The sequence below is a fragment of the Campylobacter lanienae NCTC 13004 genome (assembly GCF_002139935.1).
Classification (GTDB): domain Bacteria; phylum Campylobacterota; class Campylobacteria; order Campylobacterales; family Campylobacteraceae; genus Campylobacter; species Campylobacter lanienae.
In genome coordinates, this window is the sequence record NZ_CP015578.1 from 392,466 (window position 1) to 409,833 (window position 17,368).

General features: G+C 35.0%; 17 protein-coding genes. 13 read left to right on the forward strand and 4 right to left on the reverse strand.

Going from position 1 to position 17,368, the window contains the following annotated elements; all coding sequences use genetic code 11:
* Positions 1-73 precede the first annotated feature (73 nt).
* The 13 genes from purH (at position 74) to CLAN_RS02075 (ending at position 11,766) form a co-directional block, all read left to right on the forward strand.
* Positions 74-1,606 (forward strand): bifunctional phosphoribosylaminoimidazolecarboxamide formyltransferase/IMP cyclohydrolase, encoded by a 1,533-nt coding sequence (purH, locus tag CLAN_RS02015; RefSeq protein WP_096014962.1) that lies wholly within the window; start codon positions 74-76, stop codon positions 1,604-1,606.
* A 222-nt stretch (positions 1,607-1,828) separates the two neighbouring features.
* Positions 1,829-3,283, forward strand: a complete 1,455-nt coding sequence (locus CLAN_RS02020) for a methyl-accepting chemotaxis protein (protein WP_415270426.1) — start codon at positions 1,829-1,831, stop codon at positions 3,281-3,283.
* A gap of 106 nt (positions 3,284-3,389) precedes the next feature.
* Positions 3,390-3,794, forward strand: a complete 405-nt coding sequence (locus tag CLAN_RS02025; RefSeq protein ID WP_096013589.1) for an acyl-CoA thioesterase — start codon at positions 3,390-3,392, stop codon at positions 3,792-3,794.
* A 203-nt stretch (positions 3,795-3,997) separates the two neighbouring features.
* Positions 3,998-5,344: a signal recognition particle protein gene (gene ffh / locus CLAN_RS02030; protein ID WP_096016964.1), complete on the forward strand. Its 1,347-nt coding sequence runs from the start codon at positions 3,998-4,000 to the stop codon at positions 5,342-5,344.
* 73 nt (positions 5,345-5,417) lie between these two features.
* Positions 5,418-5,645 carry a 30S ribosomal protein S16 gene (rpsP, locus tag CLAN_RS02035; protein WP_063998335.1) on the forward strand — a complete coding sequence of 76 codons (228 nt, stop codon included), beginning with the start codon at positions 5,418-5,420 and terminating at the stop codon, positions 5,643-5,645.
* Positions 5,645-5,890: a KH domain-containing protein gene (locus CLAN_RS02040; protein ID WP_096013584.1), complete on the forward strand. Its 246-nt coding sequence runs from the start codon at positions 5,645-5,647 to the stop codon at positions 5,888-5,890. The genes rpsP and CLAN_RS02040 overlap by 1 nt, the downstream gene beginning before the upstream one ends.
* Entirely contained in the window at positions 5,880-6,410 is a 531-nt protein-coding gene (gene rimM / locus CLAN_RS02045) for a ribosome maturation factor RimM (RefSeq protein ID WP_096014958.1), read from the forward strand. The genes CLAN_RS02040 and rimM overlap by 11 nt, the downstream gene beginning before the upstream one ends.
* A gap of 8 nt (positions 6,411-6,418) precedes the next feature.
* On the forward strand, positions 6,419-7,114 hold the full coding sequence (gene trmD / locus CLAN_RS02050; RefSeq protein ID WP_100590464.1) for a tRNA (guanosine(37)-N1)-methyltransferase TrmD: 696 nt from the start codon (positions 6,419-6,421) through the stop codon (positions 7,112-7,114).
* Positions 7,111-7,467 (forward strand): 50S ribosomal protein L19, encoded by a 357-nt coding sequence (rplS, locus tag CLAN_RS02055; RefSeq protein ID WP_096013581.1) that lies wholly within the window; start codon positions 7,111-7,113, stop codon positions 7,465-7,467. Before trmD ends, rplS begins: the two co-directional genes overlap by 4 nt.
* Before the next feature lie 58 nt (positions 7,468-7,525).
* Positions 7,526-7,858: a cupin domain-containing protein gene (locus CLAN_RS02060; RefSeq protein ID WP_096013580.1), complete on the forward strand. Its 333-nt coding sequence runs from the start codon at positions 7,526-7,528 to the stop codon at positions 7,856-7,858.
* A gap of 242 nt (positions 7,859-8,100) precedes the next feature.
* The gene (gene efeO / locus CLAN_RS02065) at positions 8,101-8,913 is read left to right on the forward strand and encodes an iron uptake system protein EfeO (protein ID WP_096019953.1); all 813 of its coding nucleotides are present in this window, start codon (positions 8,101-8,103) and stop codon (positions 8,911-8,913) included.
* A gap of 9 nt (positions 8,914-8,922) precedes the next feature.
* Positions 8,923-10,086 (forward strand): Dyp-type peroxidase, encoded by a 1,164-nt coding sequence (locus CLAN_RS02070; RefSeq protein ID WP_100590465.1) that lies wholly within the window; start codon positions 8,923-8,925, stop codon positions 10,084-10,086.
* Positions 10,087-10,095: 9 nt separating this feature from the next.
* Positions 10,096-11,766: an FTR1 family iron permease gene (locus tag CLAN_RS02075; protein WP_100590466.1), complete on the forward strand. Its 1,671-nt coding sequence runs from the start codon at positions 10,096-10,098 to the stop codon at positions 11,764-11,766.
* A gap of 36 nt (positions 11,767-11,802) precedes the next feature.
* Here the strand turns inward: CLAN_RS02075 and CLAN_RS02080 are convergent, their stop codons facing one another.
* From CLAN_RS02080 to alaS, 4 genes are read right to left on the reverse strand one after another with little or no spacing between them, the layout of a single operon-like run.
* Positions 11,803-13,743, reverse strand: a complete 1,941-nt coding sequence (locus tag CLAN_RS02080; RefSeq protein WP_100590467.1) for a transglycosylase domain-containing protein — start codon at positions 13,741-13,743, stop codon at positions 11,803-11,805.
* Entirely contained in the window at positions 13,740-14,285 is a 546-nt protein-coding gene (gene maf, locus CLAN_RS02085) for a septum formation inhibitor Maf (protein ID WP_100590468.1), read from the reverse strand. Before maf ends, CLAN_RS02080 begins: the two co-directional genes overlap by 4 nt.
* The gene (locus CLAN_RS02090) at positions 14,282-14,779 is read right to left on the reverse strand and encodes a hypothetical protein (RefSeq protein WP_100590469.1); all 498 of its coding nucleotides are present in this window, start codon (positions 14,777-14,779) and stop codon (positions 14,282-14,284) included. Before CLAN_RS02090 ends, maf begins: the two co-directional genes overlap by 4 nt.
* The gene (gene alaS / locus CLAN_RS02095; protein WP_100590470.1) at positions 14,776-17,310 is read right to left on the reverse strand and encodes an alanine--tRNA ligase; all 2,535 of its coding nucleotides are present in this window, start codon (positions 17,308-17,310) and stop codon (positions 14,776-14,778) included. Before alaS ends, CLAN_RS02090 begins: the two co-directional genes overlap by 4 nt.
* Positions 17,311-17,368 lie beyond the last annotated feature (58 nt).

Here is a 17,368-nt window from a genome sequence, read left to right on the forward strand (position 1 = left end):
GGTTACTAGGCTAAGTAGTATTAATTAAATAAAATTATATTAGATTATGGAATTCAATAGATAAGGGGGTTTTATGAGAGCGTTAATTAGCGTTAGTGATAAGAGTGGTGTAGTGGAGTTTGCCTTAGGACTTGAGGATTTGGGCTTTGAGATTTTAAGCACAGGCGGGACATATAAAACTTTAAAAGATAGTGGAGTGAAAGTTATAGAAGTTAGCGAATTTACTGCTAGTCCAGAGATGTTTGAAGGTAGGATAAAGACTCTTCACCCTAAAATTCACGGCGGAATTTTGTATAAAAGAGATAATCTAACTCACATGGAACAAGCTCAAAAGCATGATATAAAAAACATTGATCTAGTTTGTGTGAATTTATATCCTTTTAAAGAGACTACAATTCGCACAGATGATTTTGAAGAGATTATCGAAAATATCGATATCGGTGGGCCTACAATGGTGCGAAGCGCTGCTAAGAATTTTAAAGATGTTTTGATAGTTACTGATATTAATGATTATAATATCGTCTTAAAAGCCCTTAAAGAGGGCGCTGATAGCTATGAATTTAGACGAGATTTAATGATAAAAGCATATGAGCATACAGCGTCATACGACTCAATGATAGCAAACTATATGAATGATAGATTTAATAGTGGATTTGGTGCTAAGAGATTTATAGCCGGCTCAAAAGTATTTGATACAAGATATGGAGAAAATCCGCACCAAAAGGGCGCTGCGTATGAATTTGATAGCTTTTTGAGTCTGAATTTCACTCAATTAAAAGGTGAAGCAAGTTTTAATAATATGACCGATATCAACTCTGCTGTAGCGATAGCTTCAGCATTTGGTGATGCGCCAGCTGTTGCTATATGCAAGCATGCCAATCCGTGTGGCTTTGCTATTGGAGATAATGAGTTAGATAGCTATATTAAGGCTTTAAAGTGCGATCCGGTTAGTGCTTTTGGTGGCGTAGTGGCTATAAATGGTACACTCACAAAAGAGTTAGCTCTAAAAACCAAAGAGATATTTATAGAAGTTATAATCGCTGCTAATATAGAAGATGGAGTTTTAGAGATTTATAGCGATAAAAAACGCACCAAAATCTTTACACAAAACAATAAATTTCTAGTAACTTCTGGCAATAAATGGGATTTTAAACATATTGATGGTGGTTTTGTATTCCAAGAAAAAGATAGTATAAGCGATGCTGAAGTAGATAATGCTAAACAAGTTACGATAAAAGCCGCCAATCCTAGCGAGATAAAAGATCTAAAAATAGCATGGAAAATAGCCGCTTTAACTAAGTCAAACTGCGTTGTATATGTCAAAGATAGCACACTTTTAGCAATAGGTATGGGGATGACTAGCAGAGTCGATGCAGCTCGTGCCGCAGTAGCGAAAGCTAATGATATGGGTATAGATTTAAAGGGTTGTGCGTTGGCTAGTGAAGCGTTTTTTCCATTTCCTGATAGTATAGAGATTGCTTCTAGTGTTGGCGTAGCTAATGTGATCCAACCGGGTGGCTCAATCCGTGATGATGATGTGATAGAAGCAGCTAATAAAGCTGGGATGAGTATGTATTTTACCGGTATTAGGCACTTTTTACACTAATTTTAAAGGTTAAATTTATCTTATTAAACTTTAAATAAGAGTTTAATAAGTATAATTTCATTATATTTGATCTAAAAGAGAGAGAAGATGATAAATACCATAGGTAAAAAAATAGTGCTTAGTATAGTGGTTGTGCTATTTGTGAGTTTTATAGCTATGCAATTTATTATTATTGCCCAATTTAATAACTCATCTACACAGATTACTAAAGATAGTTTAAATATGCTTAGTTCGTCGATATTTCAAACCGTTCAAACTGCTATGAATACCGGCGATCCACAAATAATAGAAAAGTCTGTCCATGATGCGAGCTTGATCGATGGGGTGGCGTCTTTGCAAATATATCGTTCAGATGCTGTATCTGAGGGCTTTGGGCTTGAGAAGGTGGTGCCTAAGGATAGCATCATTAAAAATCAGTTTATAAATCCAAAAAACTATACCGAAACTATCAAAACTGATAATGACCATCAATTAAGATTAGTTACGCCAATTATAGCTAAAAGCGAGTGCTTAGCTTGCCATGCCTTAGCTAAAGAAAATGATGTTTTGGGTGTAATGGATCTATCGTATTCTTTAAATGCTATGGATAAAGATCTAAGAGATAAGAGTGTTATGTTTTTGCTGATATTTGCTATATCGCTCATTGTAACTGTAGTTATAGTTTTGGTGGTGTTAAAAAAAGTTGTTATAACCCCAGTTTTAGAACTACTCAATCGTGCTAAGGATCTAAGTAGTGGCGATGGCGATTTAAGTGCTAGAATTTCAGTTAAAAGTAGTGATGAGATAGGTCAGACTTGCAAACATATCAATGTTTTTATAGAAAAAATTCAAGATATAGTCAAAAAAGCTCAAAATAGTGCTAAGAGTGTAGAGAGTGAGACAATGACATTAAATGACAACGCCTCAATCCTCCTAAATAGCACAGAAGCAGGAAAAGCTCAAGCCAAAGAGTCATACGCAATTAGTAAAAGCATATCCGATGAGTTAGAGATTTCAACTGACAAATCAAGTAAAGCAGCCGGCGCTAATAAACAATCTTATGATGAGTTAGAAGAGATGATACACTCTCTTAGTGAAGTTGTAACTCATCTAAATGAAGCAAATGCTAAAGAGCAAGAGATAGCACAAAAAACAATAAGCGTAGTTAGCCAAACCGAAGATATGAAAAAGGTATTAGATATCATAGGCGATATAGCTGATCAAACTAATTTACTTGCGTTAAATGCGGCTATAGAGGCAGCGCGCGCTGGAGAGATGGGAAGGGGATTTGCCGTAGTGGCCGAAGAGGTTAGAATACTAGCTGAAAAGACAAATGAATCTTTAGACGGTATAAATTCAAATGCTCAAAATATGATAGAATCCACAAGAGAATTAGGCGAAGCTCTCAATAAAAATGCCAAAAATATCGCTTCTATTAGTACAAGTGCCAATGAATTAATGGATAGAGCTAAATCCACTCAAGAGGCCACAAGCGAATCTATGCAAATAGTCCAGGAAGTCTCTGCTATGGCAATTGATATTAATAACAAAATCAAAACTCTATTAAACCAATCTCAAGAGTCTATGGAGGCTTTCAATAATAATGCTAAGATAGTTAATCAATTCTTAGATGTATCAACTAACTTAAAAGATGTAGCCATCAAGCTAGAAGTCGATCTTAATAAATTCAAAACCTAATTTTAAGCCGTCTTTTGGCGGCTTTTACCTATAACTTTCTTTTAATTTAATTATAATTAATATTTTATAGTTAAAATTTAGTTTTAAGATTTACTAAGGATATTTTATGAAAGATATGGGCGAACCAAGAATCAAAATTGTCGCTATGCCAAGCGATACAAATCCTGCGGGAAATATTTTCGGCGGGTGGATTTTATCTCAAATAGATTTAGCTGGAGCTATAGCAGCTAGGGAGTTGGCGCAGATTAGGGTTGTTACAATTTCAATGAAAGAAGTTATCTTTAAAGAGCCAGTTTTTATAGGTGATATTGTCAGTTGCTATGCCAAAATCACGCATGTAGGTAGCACCTCTATTACAACAAAGGTAAAGGTAGTAGTCCAAAGATTAAACGCTCAAGGCTTTTGCGAGTGCGTCCCAGTAACTACTGCTGAGGTCACCTATGTAAGTGTAGATGAAAAAGGCGAGAAAAAGCCTATAGATAGCGATTGGAAAAGACTTCATGGATTTTGATAATTTAGCCACTCTTTTTAAGTGGCTAAATTTAGCTTATAGCTATAATTTATATTATAAATTGATATATTAAATTTAATTTTTTTACTTAAATTAAGATTTGAAATTAGATAACAAATATAGACTTTGCTTGAGATTAAAGAATTTTAAAGTAATTTAAAGGTATAATTATCACCTTTTAATAAAACTTCAAAAGGTGTATAGTGTTTGAACTTATAGGCGAATCGCTAAAATCGGCTGTAAATAAACTGAAATTTGTTGATGATGAAAAGGCTTTGAAAAATGCGCTAGATACGCTTAAAAAGTCACTATTAAAAGCCGATGTCTATCATAAGGTTACTAAGGAGTTAGTATCTCTTGTAGAATCAGATATGAGAAGTGGCACTATAGGTCAAAAGCAATTTTTAGATAGTATAAAATCAAATTTAACCAATATATTAACCGCTCCAAATGATGGAAACAAAGGCAGTGGCTTTGTTTTTGCCTCTAATCCTCCAACTATTGTATTAATGGCCGGCTTGCAAGGTGGCGGTAAAACCACAACTACTATTAAACTTGCAAATTATCTAAAATCAAGGAAAAAGCGTGTATTAGTTGCTGCTGCTGACTTACAGCGATTAGCAGCGGTTGAGCAGCTTAGACAGCTTTGTAGCGCTAATGATATTGAGCTATTTAGCATTGATGGAGAGAACAACCCTATAAATGTAGCTAAAGAAGCACTCAAAAAAGCCAAAGATGGTCTTTATGATGTGCTTTTAGTCGATACTGCTGGGCGACTAGCGATTGATGAGGCTTTGATGAATGAGTTAAAAGAGATTAAATCGGCCTTAAATCCGCACGAAATATTCTATGTAGCTGATGCGATGAGTGGTCAAGATGGTGTTCGCACGGCTGCTAGCTTTAATGAAGCGTTGGGAATCACTGGAGTAATTTTAAGTAAATTTGATGCTGATACAAAAGGCGGAGTGGCGATAGGCATAGCTCATCAGGTTGGAATTCCGCTTAGATTTGTAGGTGTTGGTGAGAAAGTAGCCGATCTTGAGAGTTTTATCCCTGATAGAATTGTGGGTAGAATTTTAGGCGAGGGCGACCTTGCTACCTTAGCTGAAAAAGCATCAACAATAATTGATGAAAAAGAGGCTAAAAAGCTAAATAAAAAGATCAAAAAAGGTGAATTTAACTTCAATGACTTTATCACTCAACTTGAGAGTGTTAAAAAGCTTGGAAGTATGAAGAGTCTAATAGGCATGATACCGGGGCTTGGAAATATGGCTAATCAATTAAAAGATATAGATTTAGATAATTCTGATCAGATCAAACATATCAAAGCTATGATTAGCTCAATGACTCCAAAAGAGAGAGAAAATCCAGATCTTTTAAATAATGCTAGAAAACGCAGAATAGCCGCTGGTGCGGGATTGGATCAGATAACTGTTAATAGATTTTTAAAGCAATTTAGTAGTGCAGCCAAGCTAGCTAAGAAATTCTCTAATAAAGATAGTATGAAAGGTTTTGCATCTATGATGGCAAACGCAAATCGCCCTAGATAATTTAGGGCTTACTTATGGCTATAAATTTTAGCTATAATTAAGCCTTAATCAAAAAAATAATTAGGAGAAAATAATGGCAACAGTAGTTAGACTAACAAGAATGGGACGCAAAAAAAGACCATTTTATCGCATTGTGGTAACTGATAGCAGAAAAAGAAGAGATAGTGGCTGGATTGAGAGCATTGGGTATTATAATCCGATGGTAGAACCAGAAGTGATTAAATTTGATGCCCAAAGACTTGCATATTGGAAAAGCGTAGGTGCCAAACTAAGCGATAGAGTCGCTCAAATTACAAAATAATGGTAGAAGAATTTTTAAAAGAGTATGCTAAGCTTATAAGTGATTCGCCTGAGATTATTCGCACTGAGCGGATAAATCTTGGTGAAAATTTTGATGAGATTATCATTTATGCTAGCAAAGCTGATACTGGCAAATTAATCGGCAAAGATGGTAAAATGATAAACGCTATCAAAACTATAGTTATAGGCTATAAAGCCAAAGATCCAACTTCATATAGAATTACGGTAAAAGCTATTGAAGAGTGATTTGGTAGAGGTTTGCTTGCTTGGCAAAACTGTGGGTTTAAAGGGCTCTTTGAGACTTCATAATCGTAGCGATTTTATAGAACAATACAAAAAAGGTGCTAAATTTTATGATAAATTTGGCAATATATTTTCTATTAAAAGTTATGAGCCATCAAATTCTCTTGTGATATTTGACGGATTTGATAGTATTGAAAAGGCAAAAGAGCTTGTAAATAGAACTTTATATCGGACAATTGAAGATACCAAAAAGAGTTGTAAGCTTAAAAAAGATGAGTATTTTTACTTTGATATTATAGATTCTGATATTTATGAGAGTGGGGTTTTGCTTGGTAAAATAGATGATATTTTAGAGGTTGGTGCTGGATATTTATTGAGCGTGAAAACTGATAAAAGCATACTTTCACAAAAATTAGCAAAGCAGTTTTATATCCCTTATCAAGATAATTTTATCATCAAAGTTGATACCAATAGTAAAAAAATCGATGTTAAAAACTCTATGGATATACTGCTTAATTCTTAAATTTAGATATGAAATTTAATTTTATAACTCTATTTCCAAATTTAGTATCACCATACTTTAGTGATTCTATACTTGGCAGAGCAACTCAAAAAGGTATTATAGAGATTAATTATATCAATCCTCGCAATTACACAAAGCAAAAACACAAAAAAGTTGATGATTATATGATTGGTGGTGGTGCTGGACTTTTGATGAGTGCGCAGCCGCTTTGTGATGCTATTGATGAGCTTGGAGATACGCATATCATCTATCTGACGCCCGTTGGTAAAAAATTCAATCAAAATGATGCAAAAAGATTAGCGAATTTGAGTAATATTACATTTATTTGTGGTAGATATGAGGGTATTGATGAGCGTGTGATTGAAAATAAGGTAAATGAGGTTTTTAGTATTGGGGATTTTGTTTTAACCGGTGGAGAGTTGGCTGCTATGAGCCTTTGTGATGCTATTAGTCGCAATATTCCTGGTGTTTTGGGTAATATTAACTCTTTGGATATTGAGAGTTTTGAGAGTGGAATTTTAGAAGCTCCTAGCTTTACAAAGCCAAATATTTTTGATGGTTTGTCTGTCCCTTCAGCTTTTTTAAAGGGTAATCATAGTATAATCATCGCTCTAAAAAATCATATGGCGCTTTGCAAAACTCGGTTTTTTCGCCCTGATTTGTATCAACTCTTAAATCGCCAAAACTTTAAGGAAAAAAGATGAGAAATAAATATATTGAAGCATTTGAAAATGCTCAAATTGCGACTAAGTCTGTGCCTGACTTTCGTGCTGGTGATACTTTGAGAATTGCTATTCACATCAAGGAAGGCGACAAAAGCAGAATTCAAAATTTTGAAGGCGTTTGTATAGCTCGCCGTGGTAGCGGTACTGGTGAGACTTTTATAATTCGCAAAATCGGTGCTAATAGCGTAGGTGTAGAGAGAATTTTCCCTATTTATAGTGATAGCTTAGAGAGTATCACAGTTTTACGCAAAGGTCGTGTAAGACGCTCTAAACTATTTTATCTACGAGATAGACGCGGTAAAGCTGCTAGAATTAAAGAGCTTAAAAAATAGTTATTTATACTACTTAGCCCCTATTTGGGGGTTATTCTTTTTATTACATTGAATTACTATGGAAAAAATTATCTTTAACTTTGATATATTTGATGGTGTGAAAAGTGCTATGCTTTGTGAAACTGAATTTAGCAAAGAGATTCGCATTACAATGTCTAAAGACTCCATTATGAAAGAACATAAAGCACCAAGTGCTATAATCGTTCAAGTCCTGCGTGGAGAGATAGAATTTGAGATGAGTGGGGAGATTTTGGTAATGGGTGAATTGGACATGGTGACTTTACCGGCTTTGAAGCCACACTCTCTAAAAGCCTTAAAAGACTCTATAATCAGGCTTAGTCTATCTAAATCTGATAGCCACACAAGAGTATTTAGAGCTATCAATAATTAATAAATATTTTAAATTCATCCATTTCTAAAGTAGTTTAATCTACTTTAATCTTATTATATCTTTTTAAATTTCATAAATATAGTGCTAATTTTTTAAATTTAACTCAATTAATCTTTTAAAATATTTTTTAAATTTTCATCTATCTTATAAGATAAATTTAAGATATTATTTATTAAAATATTGATTGTGAAAATGTTTATCAAAATCTTTATATTTATAAAATATTTATTAAAGGAGCTTAAATGCAATTTAAAAAAATCACTCTTGGCTTATCAGCTTTGATGCTAGGAAGTAGTCTATATGGCGCAGTTGATCTATCAAAAGAGGCAAATGAGTATAGATCTTATGTTATCGATCAAATAGACAAACTCTTAGATAGCACTGAGCAATTTGTAGGATATCTAAAATCTGGCGATACTCAAAATGCCAAAAAACTCTATCCATTAGCTAGAATGTATTATGAGCGTTCAGAGCCGATAGCAGAGAGTTTCGGGGAGCTTGATCCTAAGATAGATGCTCGTTTAGCTGATTTAGAAGAAGATGGCAAAAATGAGAGTGATTGGACTGGGTTTCATAAAATTGAGAAAATTTTATGGGTAGATAACACTACAAAAGGTAGCGAAGCAACAGCAGATAAGTTGCTAGCAGATATCAAAGAGCTAAGAGCTAAGGTGCCAACTGTCAAAGTGGATGCAGAGTTAATGCTAACTGGCGCAGTGGATCTACTAAATGAGGTATCAACTAGCAAGATAACAGGCGAAGAAGATATCTTTTCTAAAACCGATCTTTATGATTTTAAAGCCAATATTCAAGGGGCACAGAAGATCTATGAAATTTTAAAATCTCATCTAGTAAAAAAAGATCCTAAATTAGCAAAGGATATCGAAGTTCAATTTGCTAATGTAAATAATCTATTAGAAAAACACAATAAAAGCAAAGATGGATATGAATACATAGGCTATGATAAATTATCAAAATCTGATATAAAAGAGTTAGCAGAAGCGGTCAATAAACTAGGTGAGCCATTGTCAAAAATGGGTGTAATCTTAGATTAAGGTCTTAATATGAATTTCAATCGCCGTAGTTTTATCGGGAGAACTTTAGCGCTTGGACTTGGAGCTAGCACGCTTAGTGCTAGTCAAGTCTTAAATCCACGCATCAAATCAGATGAAAATGATATATATCCATTTTATGGAAAGCACCAACAAGGTATCGCTACTAATATTCAAAAGCATATATATTTTATGGTTTTGGATTTACATACTAACTCTATTGAAGAGATTAAAGAGATGTTTAAAATTTGGACTATCTATTCAGCGAAATTAACAGCTGGAGAGAATGTCAGCAAATATAGTAGCAATAAATTTATCCCTACTTTAGATACTGGAGAGGCTGATTCTTTAGGGAGTTATGGGCTTACTTTAACCTTTGGTGTGAGTGCGTCGTTTTTTGATAAGCTTGGCTTAGATAAGCTAAAGCCAAAAGAGCTTAAAGATCTGCCGCATTTTCCAAGGGATCAGATTAGGGCTGAGTTTAGTGGTGGAGATATATGCATACAAGCATGTAGCGATGATCCGCAAGTGGCCTTTCATGCGGTGCGTAATCTAGTGCGTGTAGCAAGACTTCAAGTTACTATGAAGTGGTCACAAATGGGCTTTAACTCATTTATGAATAGCGACACCCCACGCAATCTTTTTGGCTTTAAAGATGGTACAATTAATCCTAAGGGCGATGAGCTTGATAAGGTAGTTTGGATAAAAGGTGGAGCATTTGATGGTGGGACCTATATGGCAGTAAGAAAGATACAAATGCACTTAGAGACTTGGGATAGGACTCATCTAAAAGGTCAAAATGATACCTTTGGTAGATTTAGAGATAGCGGTGCGCCGTATGGTGGTAAGGCTGAATTTGATGAAGCTGATATAGGCTCAAATACTCCATTGCCAGCTGATTCTCATGTGTTTTTATCTAAAAGTGCAGATACTAAGATACTTAGGCGTTCATACTCTTATGCTAGTGGCGTAGAGCCTAAGACTAATCAGTTTGATGCGGGGCTTTTGTTTATCTCATTTCAAAAAACTCCAGAGCAGTTTATAAAGATACAAAATGCTTTAGGAAATGTAGATAGGATGAATGAGTATATCACGCATATAGGTTCAGGGCTTTTTATCTGTTTTGGTGGTGTGAGTGGCGATGGGGATTATCTTGGTAGATCGATTTTGGGGTAAGGATTTTTGATGTTTAGAGCTTGTTTTGTGATTTTATCTTTGCTTTTTACTTTAAGCTTAGAGGCGAGTATGAGTCCATTTTTTATAGGGATTTCAGACGCTTTGAGTGCGGTTAAAAGTGGTGATAGCAAATTAGCAAAAGATATAATGATTAAATTCGAAAAAGATTTCAACGCTCTTAATATCAACACAGCCTTATCAGATGATGTCAAACAGAGATTAAAAGATGTTTTAAATGAAGCTAATGTTGAGAATTTAGAGAGCTTATCTAGTGCGTTGATTGCCCTTGAAAAGGAGCAAAACCCCATAGATTATGAAGCCAAAAGAGTAAAATTCAAACAGAAGGTAATGCCACTATATAAGCAACTAACAAAGGTTACTCAAGATAGAGATTTTGAGCAAATTCCAGCTATTTTTAAAAGATTTTATGATTCTTGGCAGAGAAATGAGCGAGTAGTGGGGGATTTAAGTCCTTGGCATTATGGCAAGATAGAGACTTCAATGGCACTATATAGGATGGCGATGGTAAGCGAGCCTAGAGATGCGGCCACTATGGATATACAAATTGTAGAGATAGGGGAGTTTTTAGATGATTTTCTAGCTGGTAATACTAAACAGATAGAAGCTAATGGTGATACATTAGAGGAGCTTAAGAGAAATTTGGCCTTGCTTGAGAGTACAAAGGAGTTAATCGGTGTTGATAATGCTAAGGCAAAGGGTAATATTTTAAGCGTTATAACAAATTGGCCGCTTTTTGAAGGTGAGATTAGGACTAGAGATGCGAATTTGTATAATAGGATTGAGAGTTTATTGCCACAAATCGCAGCTGATATAGACTCTAAAAGCTCTATAAATACGCTTAATAAACTGATAGATGATATAAATTCATTAGATTTTAATGCTAATTATAATGCTTATGATGTTGCTATCGTGCTTATTAGAGAAGGCGTTGAGGCTTTGCTTATAGTAATAGCGCTTTTGGCTGTTGTTAAAAGCGGTAGTTTAAAAAGAGCCAAGGCTCATATATTAGGCGGTGCTGGCGTTGGTATCGTAGCTAGTATATTGGGTGCGGTGGCTTTGAGTTATCTATTTCCTTTAGCGACTGCTGGGACAAATAGAGAGATTTTAGAAGGTGTAGTCGGGATATTGGCTGTAGTTGTGATGATATTTGTAGTAGCTTGGCTACACTCCAAAAGCAGCCTTGCAGCGTGGAAGGCCTATATAGCTAAGCAGATTAATAGAGCTACTTCGAGTGGTAGTGTGTTTTGGTTTGGATTGTTATCATTTTTGGCTGTTTTTAGAGAGGGTGCTGAGACTATACTATTTTATGCTGGGATGTTGCCAAAGGTTGAAATGTCAAGCTTTATAAGCGGTATAGTTGGGGCTTTGGTGATTTTGGCTTTGATAGCTTATTTTATGAATTTCATTACTTCTAAAATTGCTATGCATAATATTTTTAAGCTTATGAGCCTATTGCTTTATGCGCTTGGGTTTAAAATTTTAGGTATTAGCGTTCATACCTTACAACTTACAAATATAGTGCCAAATAGCATTATACCTAGCATTCCTAGCATTTCATTTATCGGATTTTACAACACATTTGAAGGGGTTATTATACAAATTAGCTATATATTATCTGTGATAATTTTGGCTTATCTAATGGGCAAAAAGGCCGTTTGATAAATTTTACTGATAGCAAATTACTATCAGTAAAATTTAAAATATTATCCCCTCTTTATCTTGTTTGTCTAAGATACTATTTTGCTCTTTTGGTAGTGGTGAAGTATTGGTATATAGGACATCTTCTCCATTATATAATTTACGATAAACTCCACTAGGCATATCAAATTTTCTCTTTGTTTGTGGGTATTGTGCTATGTAGTTTTCCATAAATTTTCTAAATACAGGCGCAGCCGTCCTAGATCCGCCTTCTACATATCTCATTGGTGTGTTATTGTCATTTCCATACCAGACTAGGACTTGAATTTCAGGAGCAAATCCACAAAACCACGCATCCACGCTATCATTTGTGGTACCTGTTTTGCCACCTAATTCTATGCCATCTATTTTAGCAGAGCGACCGGTACCGTTATCGACAACATTTTGAAGCATTTTAACCATCAAATAAGCCTGTTCAGGCTTGATAACCTCACTACTTTTAGGCTCAAATTTAAATATTTCGCCATTTTTATTCTCTACAGAGTTAATTAATCTAGTCTCATGTCTAATCCCAAGTCCAGGAAATATAGAGTATTGCTCGCTATAATCCATAAGGCTCACACCGAAGCTACCAAGTGCGATTGATAGGTTATTTGGTATATTTTTAAATCCAAATTCGCTTAAATTTGTTTGGACTACATCTAATCCAAGTAAATTTAAAAGATTTATCGTAGCTAGATTTCTTGATTGTTTTAAGGCGTCATTTAGCGTGATTAGCCCTTTGAAATTTCCGCTGAAATTCTTTGGTTTCCAGTCTTTATCATCTGGATTATCTTTATTTACACCTTCATAAATTCTAGATATATCAGCAACCTTAGTTTGAGGCGAAAGCCCTTGATTTAGGGCGATTTGATAGATAAAGGGCTTGAAGCTAGAGCCTGGTTGTCTATAGCTTTGCGTAGCACGGTTAAAATTGCTCTTAGCATAATCCACGCCACCAACCAAAGCTAGTATCTCGCCATTTGTAGGATTAGTAACTATCATCGCACCATTTAAGATTGTGGTATTGGCGTCTTTATTTCGTTTTAAAATTTCATTATAGCCAAATTTTAACGCCTCTCTAGCTATATCTTGGACTTTTAAATCAGCATTTAAAGTGATTTTATAGCCACCATATTTGATATCTTTATATAGCGGAGTTAGCTGTTTTATGGTCTCATCTACTAGATATGGGGCTTTGTTTTGTGTTAGAGTTTGTTCGTAAATTATTGGCCTTTCTTTGATGGCGTTTTGATACTCATTGGCTGTGATCCAACCTATATTATACATTCTTGAAATAACGCTATTTGCTCTAGATAGTGATAGATCTAAATGCCTAGTTGGATCATAGCTACTAGGAGCCTTTGGCAAGCCAACTAATATAGCTATCTCTTTTATACTTAGCTCATTTAAATTCTTTTTAAAATACCCAAGAGCAGCTGTTTTGATACCATAATAACCATGGCCGAAATATACTTGATTTAGGTATCTTTCTATTATTTGTTCTTTTGTGAGTTTTTGCTCAACTTCATAAGATATGATTATCTCTTTGAGTTTTCTAGTGAATTTCTTCTCTCTTGTTAGGAGCATGTTTTTGACTAATTGTTGTGTTAGAGTTGATGCGCCCTCGACTAAGGACATAGCTTGAATATCCTTAATCGCCGCTCTAAAAATCGCTTCATAATTTATCCCATCATGCTCGAAAAAGGCCGTATCTTCAATAGCGATAAGCGCTTCAATAATGCGTGGCGGAATCTCATTAAATTTAGCATATTGCCTATTTTCTTCATCGAAAATATACGCCACCAAATCGCCATTTCTGTCATATATATGCGTTGTTAATTTTGGGTTGTAATCTACAATTTTGGATATATCAATCTTGATTTGAGAGTAAAAATATATCACACCCCCAACACAAGCTAAAATTATTATTATCAAAAAATTAAAAATATATTTCATAAAAACGCCTTTAAGCTTATAATATCTAGTCCCATAGCTGTAGGTTTGTTGCCTTTTTGGTATTTTATATATTTTTTATTAAATCCTTCTATCATCATAGCACCAGCCTTATCTCGCCATAAATTGCTTGCTATATAACGCTCTAAATCATCTTCATCAAATTTAGAAAATTTATAACTTGCCACACTAAGCATATCGATGCTTATTTTTTGGCTGATAAATTTCATCGCTGTATAGACGCTAGTTAGATTATCACTTTGAAGGTTTAGCATATATCTAGCCTCCATTTCATCTTTTGCCTTGCCTAAAATCACCCCTTGAGATACCACGCTACTATCAGCAAATAGCACTCTATCATAGCGATTTTTAAATTTATCAAAAAACTGCTTGGCTTTGTTATTTGTGATGCTTGTGGCGTATTTTGCTGGTGGCAAATTTATATCTAAGCTCTCATCATACTCCATACAAACTTGGATAAACTCCACTCCATGCTCTTTTAAGATCAATGCCCTACTAGCCGAGCTAGAAGCCAAAACTATCATAAAAATCCTCTAAAAGTAACACCAAGGTATATATTGATAAATGATAAAACCACATTTAATGGTGTAAAATAGTAGATTATGAGAACTAAATTTTCATGGCTCATTAGCATATCATCTTTTATAAATGCCCCTCTGGCTTGGTGATATTTATACCAAATATAGGCTAGATTGGCGCAGATGAAGGCTAATATAGCGATTTTGGTTTTGACGATGGCTTCAACCATCGGATCGCCTATTGGAAAGTAATCCCCATAAGACATATATAACCCACTCAAAAGCAAAAATCCCACCATAGCCAAAGCGCTAAATAAAAATTTGTTAAATTCTTTTAAAATTAGCTTATATCGATGGGGATTTTGCTCAATATCTCTAAAGCAGTAGTAGCCGCAGATTATAACCGAAATCTCCAAAGCTATAAAAAGAGCCGAACAGCCAATATGAGTAAATGGAACTATCTGATCAAGCCTAGCAAATGCGCTATTTAAACTACTCAAAGTTTGCTCTTTATGATATTTGTCGCTTCGTTTAGTGCGTTTGGAATTTTATCTATATCCTTACCGCCAGCAGTGGCAAAATCATCTCTACCACCGCCACCGCCACCAACTATAGGGGCTATAGCTTTTACTAGCTCACCAGCTTTGATATTACAATTTTTAGATCCAGCGCCTAGGCTGACTTTGCCATCTTTTTTACTAGCTAAAAATACTACTACACTATCAAATTTATTTTTTATCTCATCTATTTTAGCTTTTATATCGCCGTTAAATTCGCCAATTACTACACTTACATTATTTATAATAGTTGGGCTTAGCTCTACTGATGAGTTGGCGTTTTTAATCTCGTTTTGTAGGGATTTTATCTCATCTTTTAGTTTGGTTATAGCGTTGATTGGATTGGCACCTTTTAGGGCTATTTTGATCTCTTCAAGCTCACTTCTTAGCTCATTTGCGTAGTTTAATGCCGCCCTAGAACAAACTGCTTCTATACGCCTTACTCCAGCACTTACGCCACTTTCACGGATGATAAAAAAGCTCCCTATCTCATTCAAATTCTCTACATGAGTACCACCGCAAAGCTCCTTAGAACATCCCAAGGTTAGCACCCTGACTTGATCGCCATATTTCTCGCCAAAAAGAGCTATAGCGCCACTATTTTTAGCAGATTCTATATCCATAATATCAATTTTAGCCTTAGCACCGATTGTGATCTGATCATTTACAAATTTCTCAATTTTATCTAATTCATCTTTAGAGATAGGCTTTGGATGAGTAAAGTCAAATCTAAGCTTATCAGCCTCAACGCTACTTCCAGCTTGAGATATATGAGACCCAAGTATAGTTCTAAGTGCTGCGTGGAGCAAATGAGTAGCTGAGTGATGACGGCGAATTTCTAATCTATTTAGGCTAACTTCACAAGGCAAGATATCACCTATTTTTATGCTGTTTTTTGCCTCTATTGTGCTTAGATTTAATCCAAAATATTTTTTGGTATCAAGAATTTTATTGCCCCCTAAAAGCCCAGTATCACCGCACTGACCACCACTTTGAGCATAAAATGGAGTAGAGTCTAGCATAACATATCCAATCTCGCCGTTTTTTAGCTCATTTACTCTTTTAAATTCGCTATTTAAAAGGGCTAAAACCTTGCTACTACTTTTTAGATTATCATATCCGATAAACTCATTCTCACCAAACTCTTCAAGCAAGGCTTTAAAATCCCCACTCTCTTTTATAGCATCCCCGCTACCTTTCCAACTAGCTTTGGCCCTTGCTTTTTGCTCACTCATCAATTCATCAAATTTAGCCTCATCTACGCTAAGCCCCTTTTCTCTTAACATATCAGCTGTTAAATCTAGTGGAAATCCATAAGTATCATATAATTTAAAGGCTACTTCGCCGCTAAATATATCTTTGGTTTTTTTCAGCTCTTCATTAAATAGATCTAGCCCAGCTGAAATAGTGGCTAAAAATCTCTCTTCTTCAATCTTAATAAGCTCTTTGACATACTCTTTTTGCTCTTTTAAATACTCATAATGTTCGCCCATTAGCTCTACTACTTTATCTACTAATTTATACATAAAAGGCTCTTTTATCCCTAGCAAATATCCGTGGCGAACGGCTCTTCTTAATATTCTTCTTAGGACATATCCACGGCCTTCTTTATCGAAATTTACCCCTTGAGCTAGCAAAAATGTAGTTGATCGAATATGATCGCTTATAACTCTAAAGCTAGCCCCACTCTCATACTCATATTTCAAATTCGCAATTCTTGCTACTTCATTAATCAAAGGCATAAAAAGTGAGCTATCATAATTGCTAAATTTACCCTCTTTTATAGCAGTTACTCTCTCTAGCCCCATCCCAGTATCAATTGAAGGCTTTGGAAGTGGGCTCATACTTCCATCACTGCTTCTTTCAAACTGCATAAATACAAGATTCCAAATCTCTAAAAATCTATCGCCATCACCGCCCATATAGTCTTCATCGCTGTTAAAATGCTCGCTTCCTTGATCATAAAATATCTCACTACAAGGCCCACAAGGTCCAGTATCGCCCATAGCCCAGAAGTTATCTTTATCACCAAATTTATAAATTCTATCTTTATCTATATGTTTTTGCCAAATTTCATATGCTTCATCATCATTTTCATGGACTGTTACATATAATCTATCTTTTGGTAGTTTTAAAATTTCAGTTACAAACTCCCATGCGTAAGCTATGGCCTCTTTTTTAAAATACTCGCCAAAGCTGAAATTTCCTAGCATTTCAAAAAATGTATGATGCCTAGCAGTATAACCGACATTATCTAAGTCATTGTGCTTGCCACCGGCTCTAATGCAGGTTTGACAGCTAGTGCGAATCGGTGGAGTAGGGCGAGGCACATCGCCTGTAAAAATGCTTTTAAAAGGCACCATCCCTGCATTTGTAAATAGCAGCGTAGCATCATCAGGGACTAGTGGTGCTGATGGTATTATCTCATGGCCTTTGCTTTTAAAAAATTCTAAATACTCTTTTCTGATATCCATATTGATTTCCTAAATTTAAAAAATGGCTAGATTGTATCATAAAATTACTAAATTTATT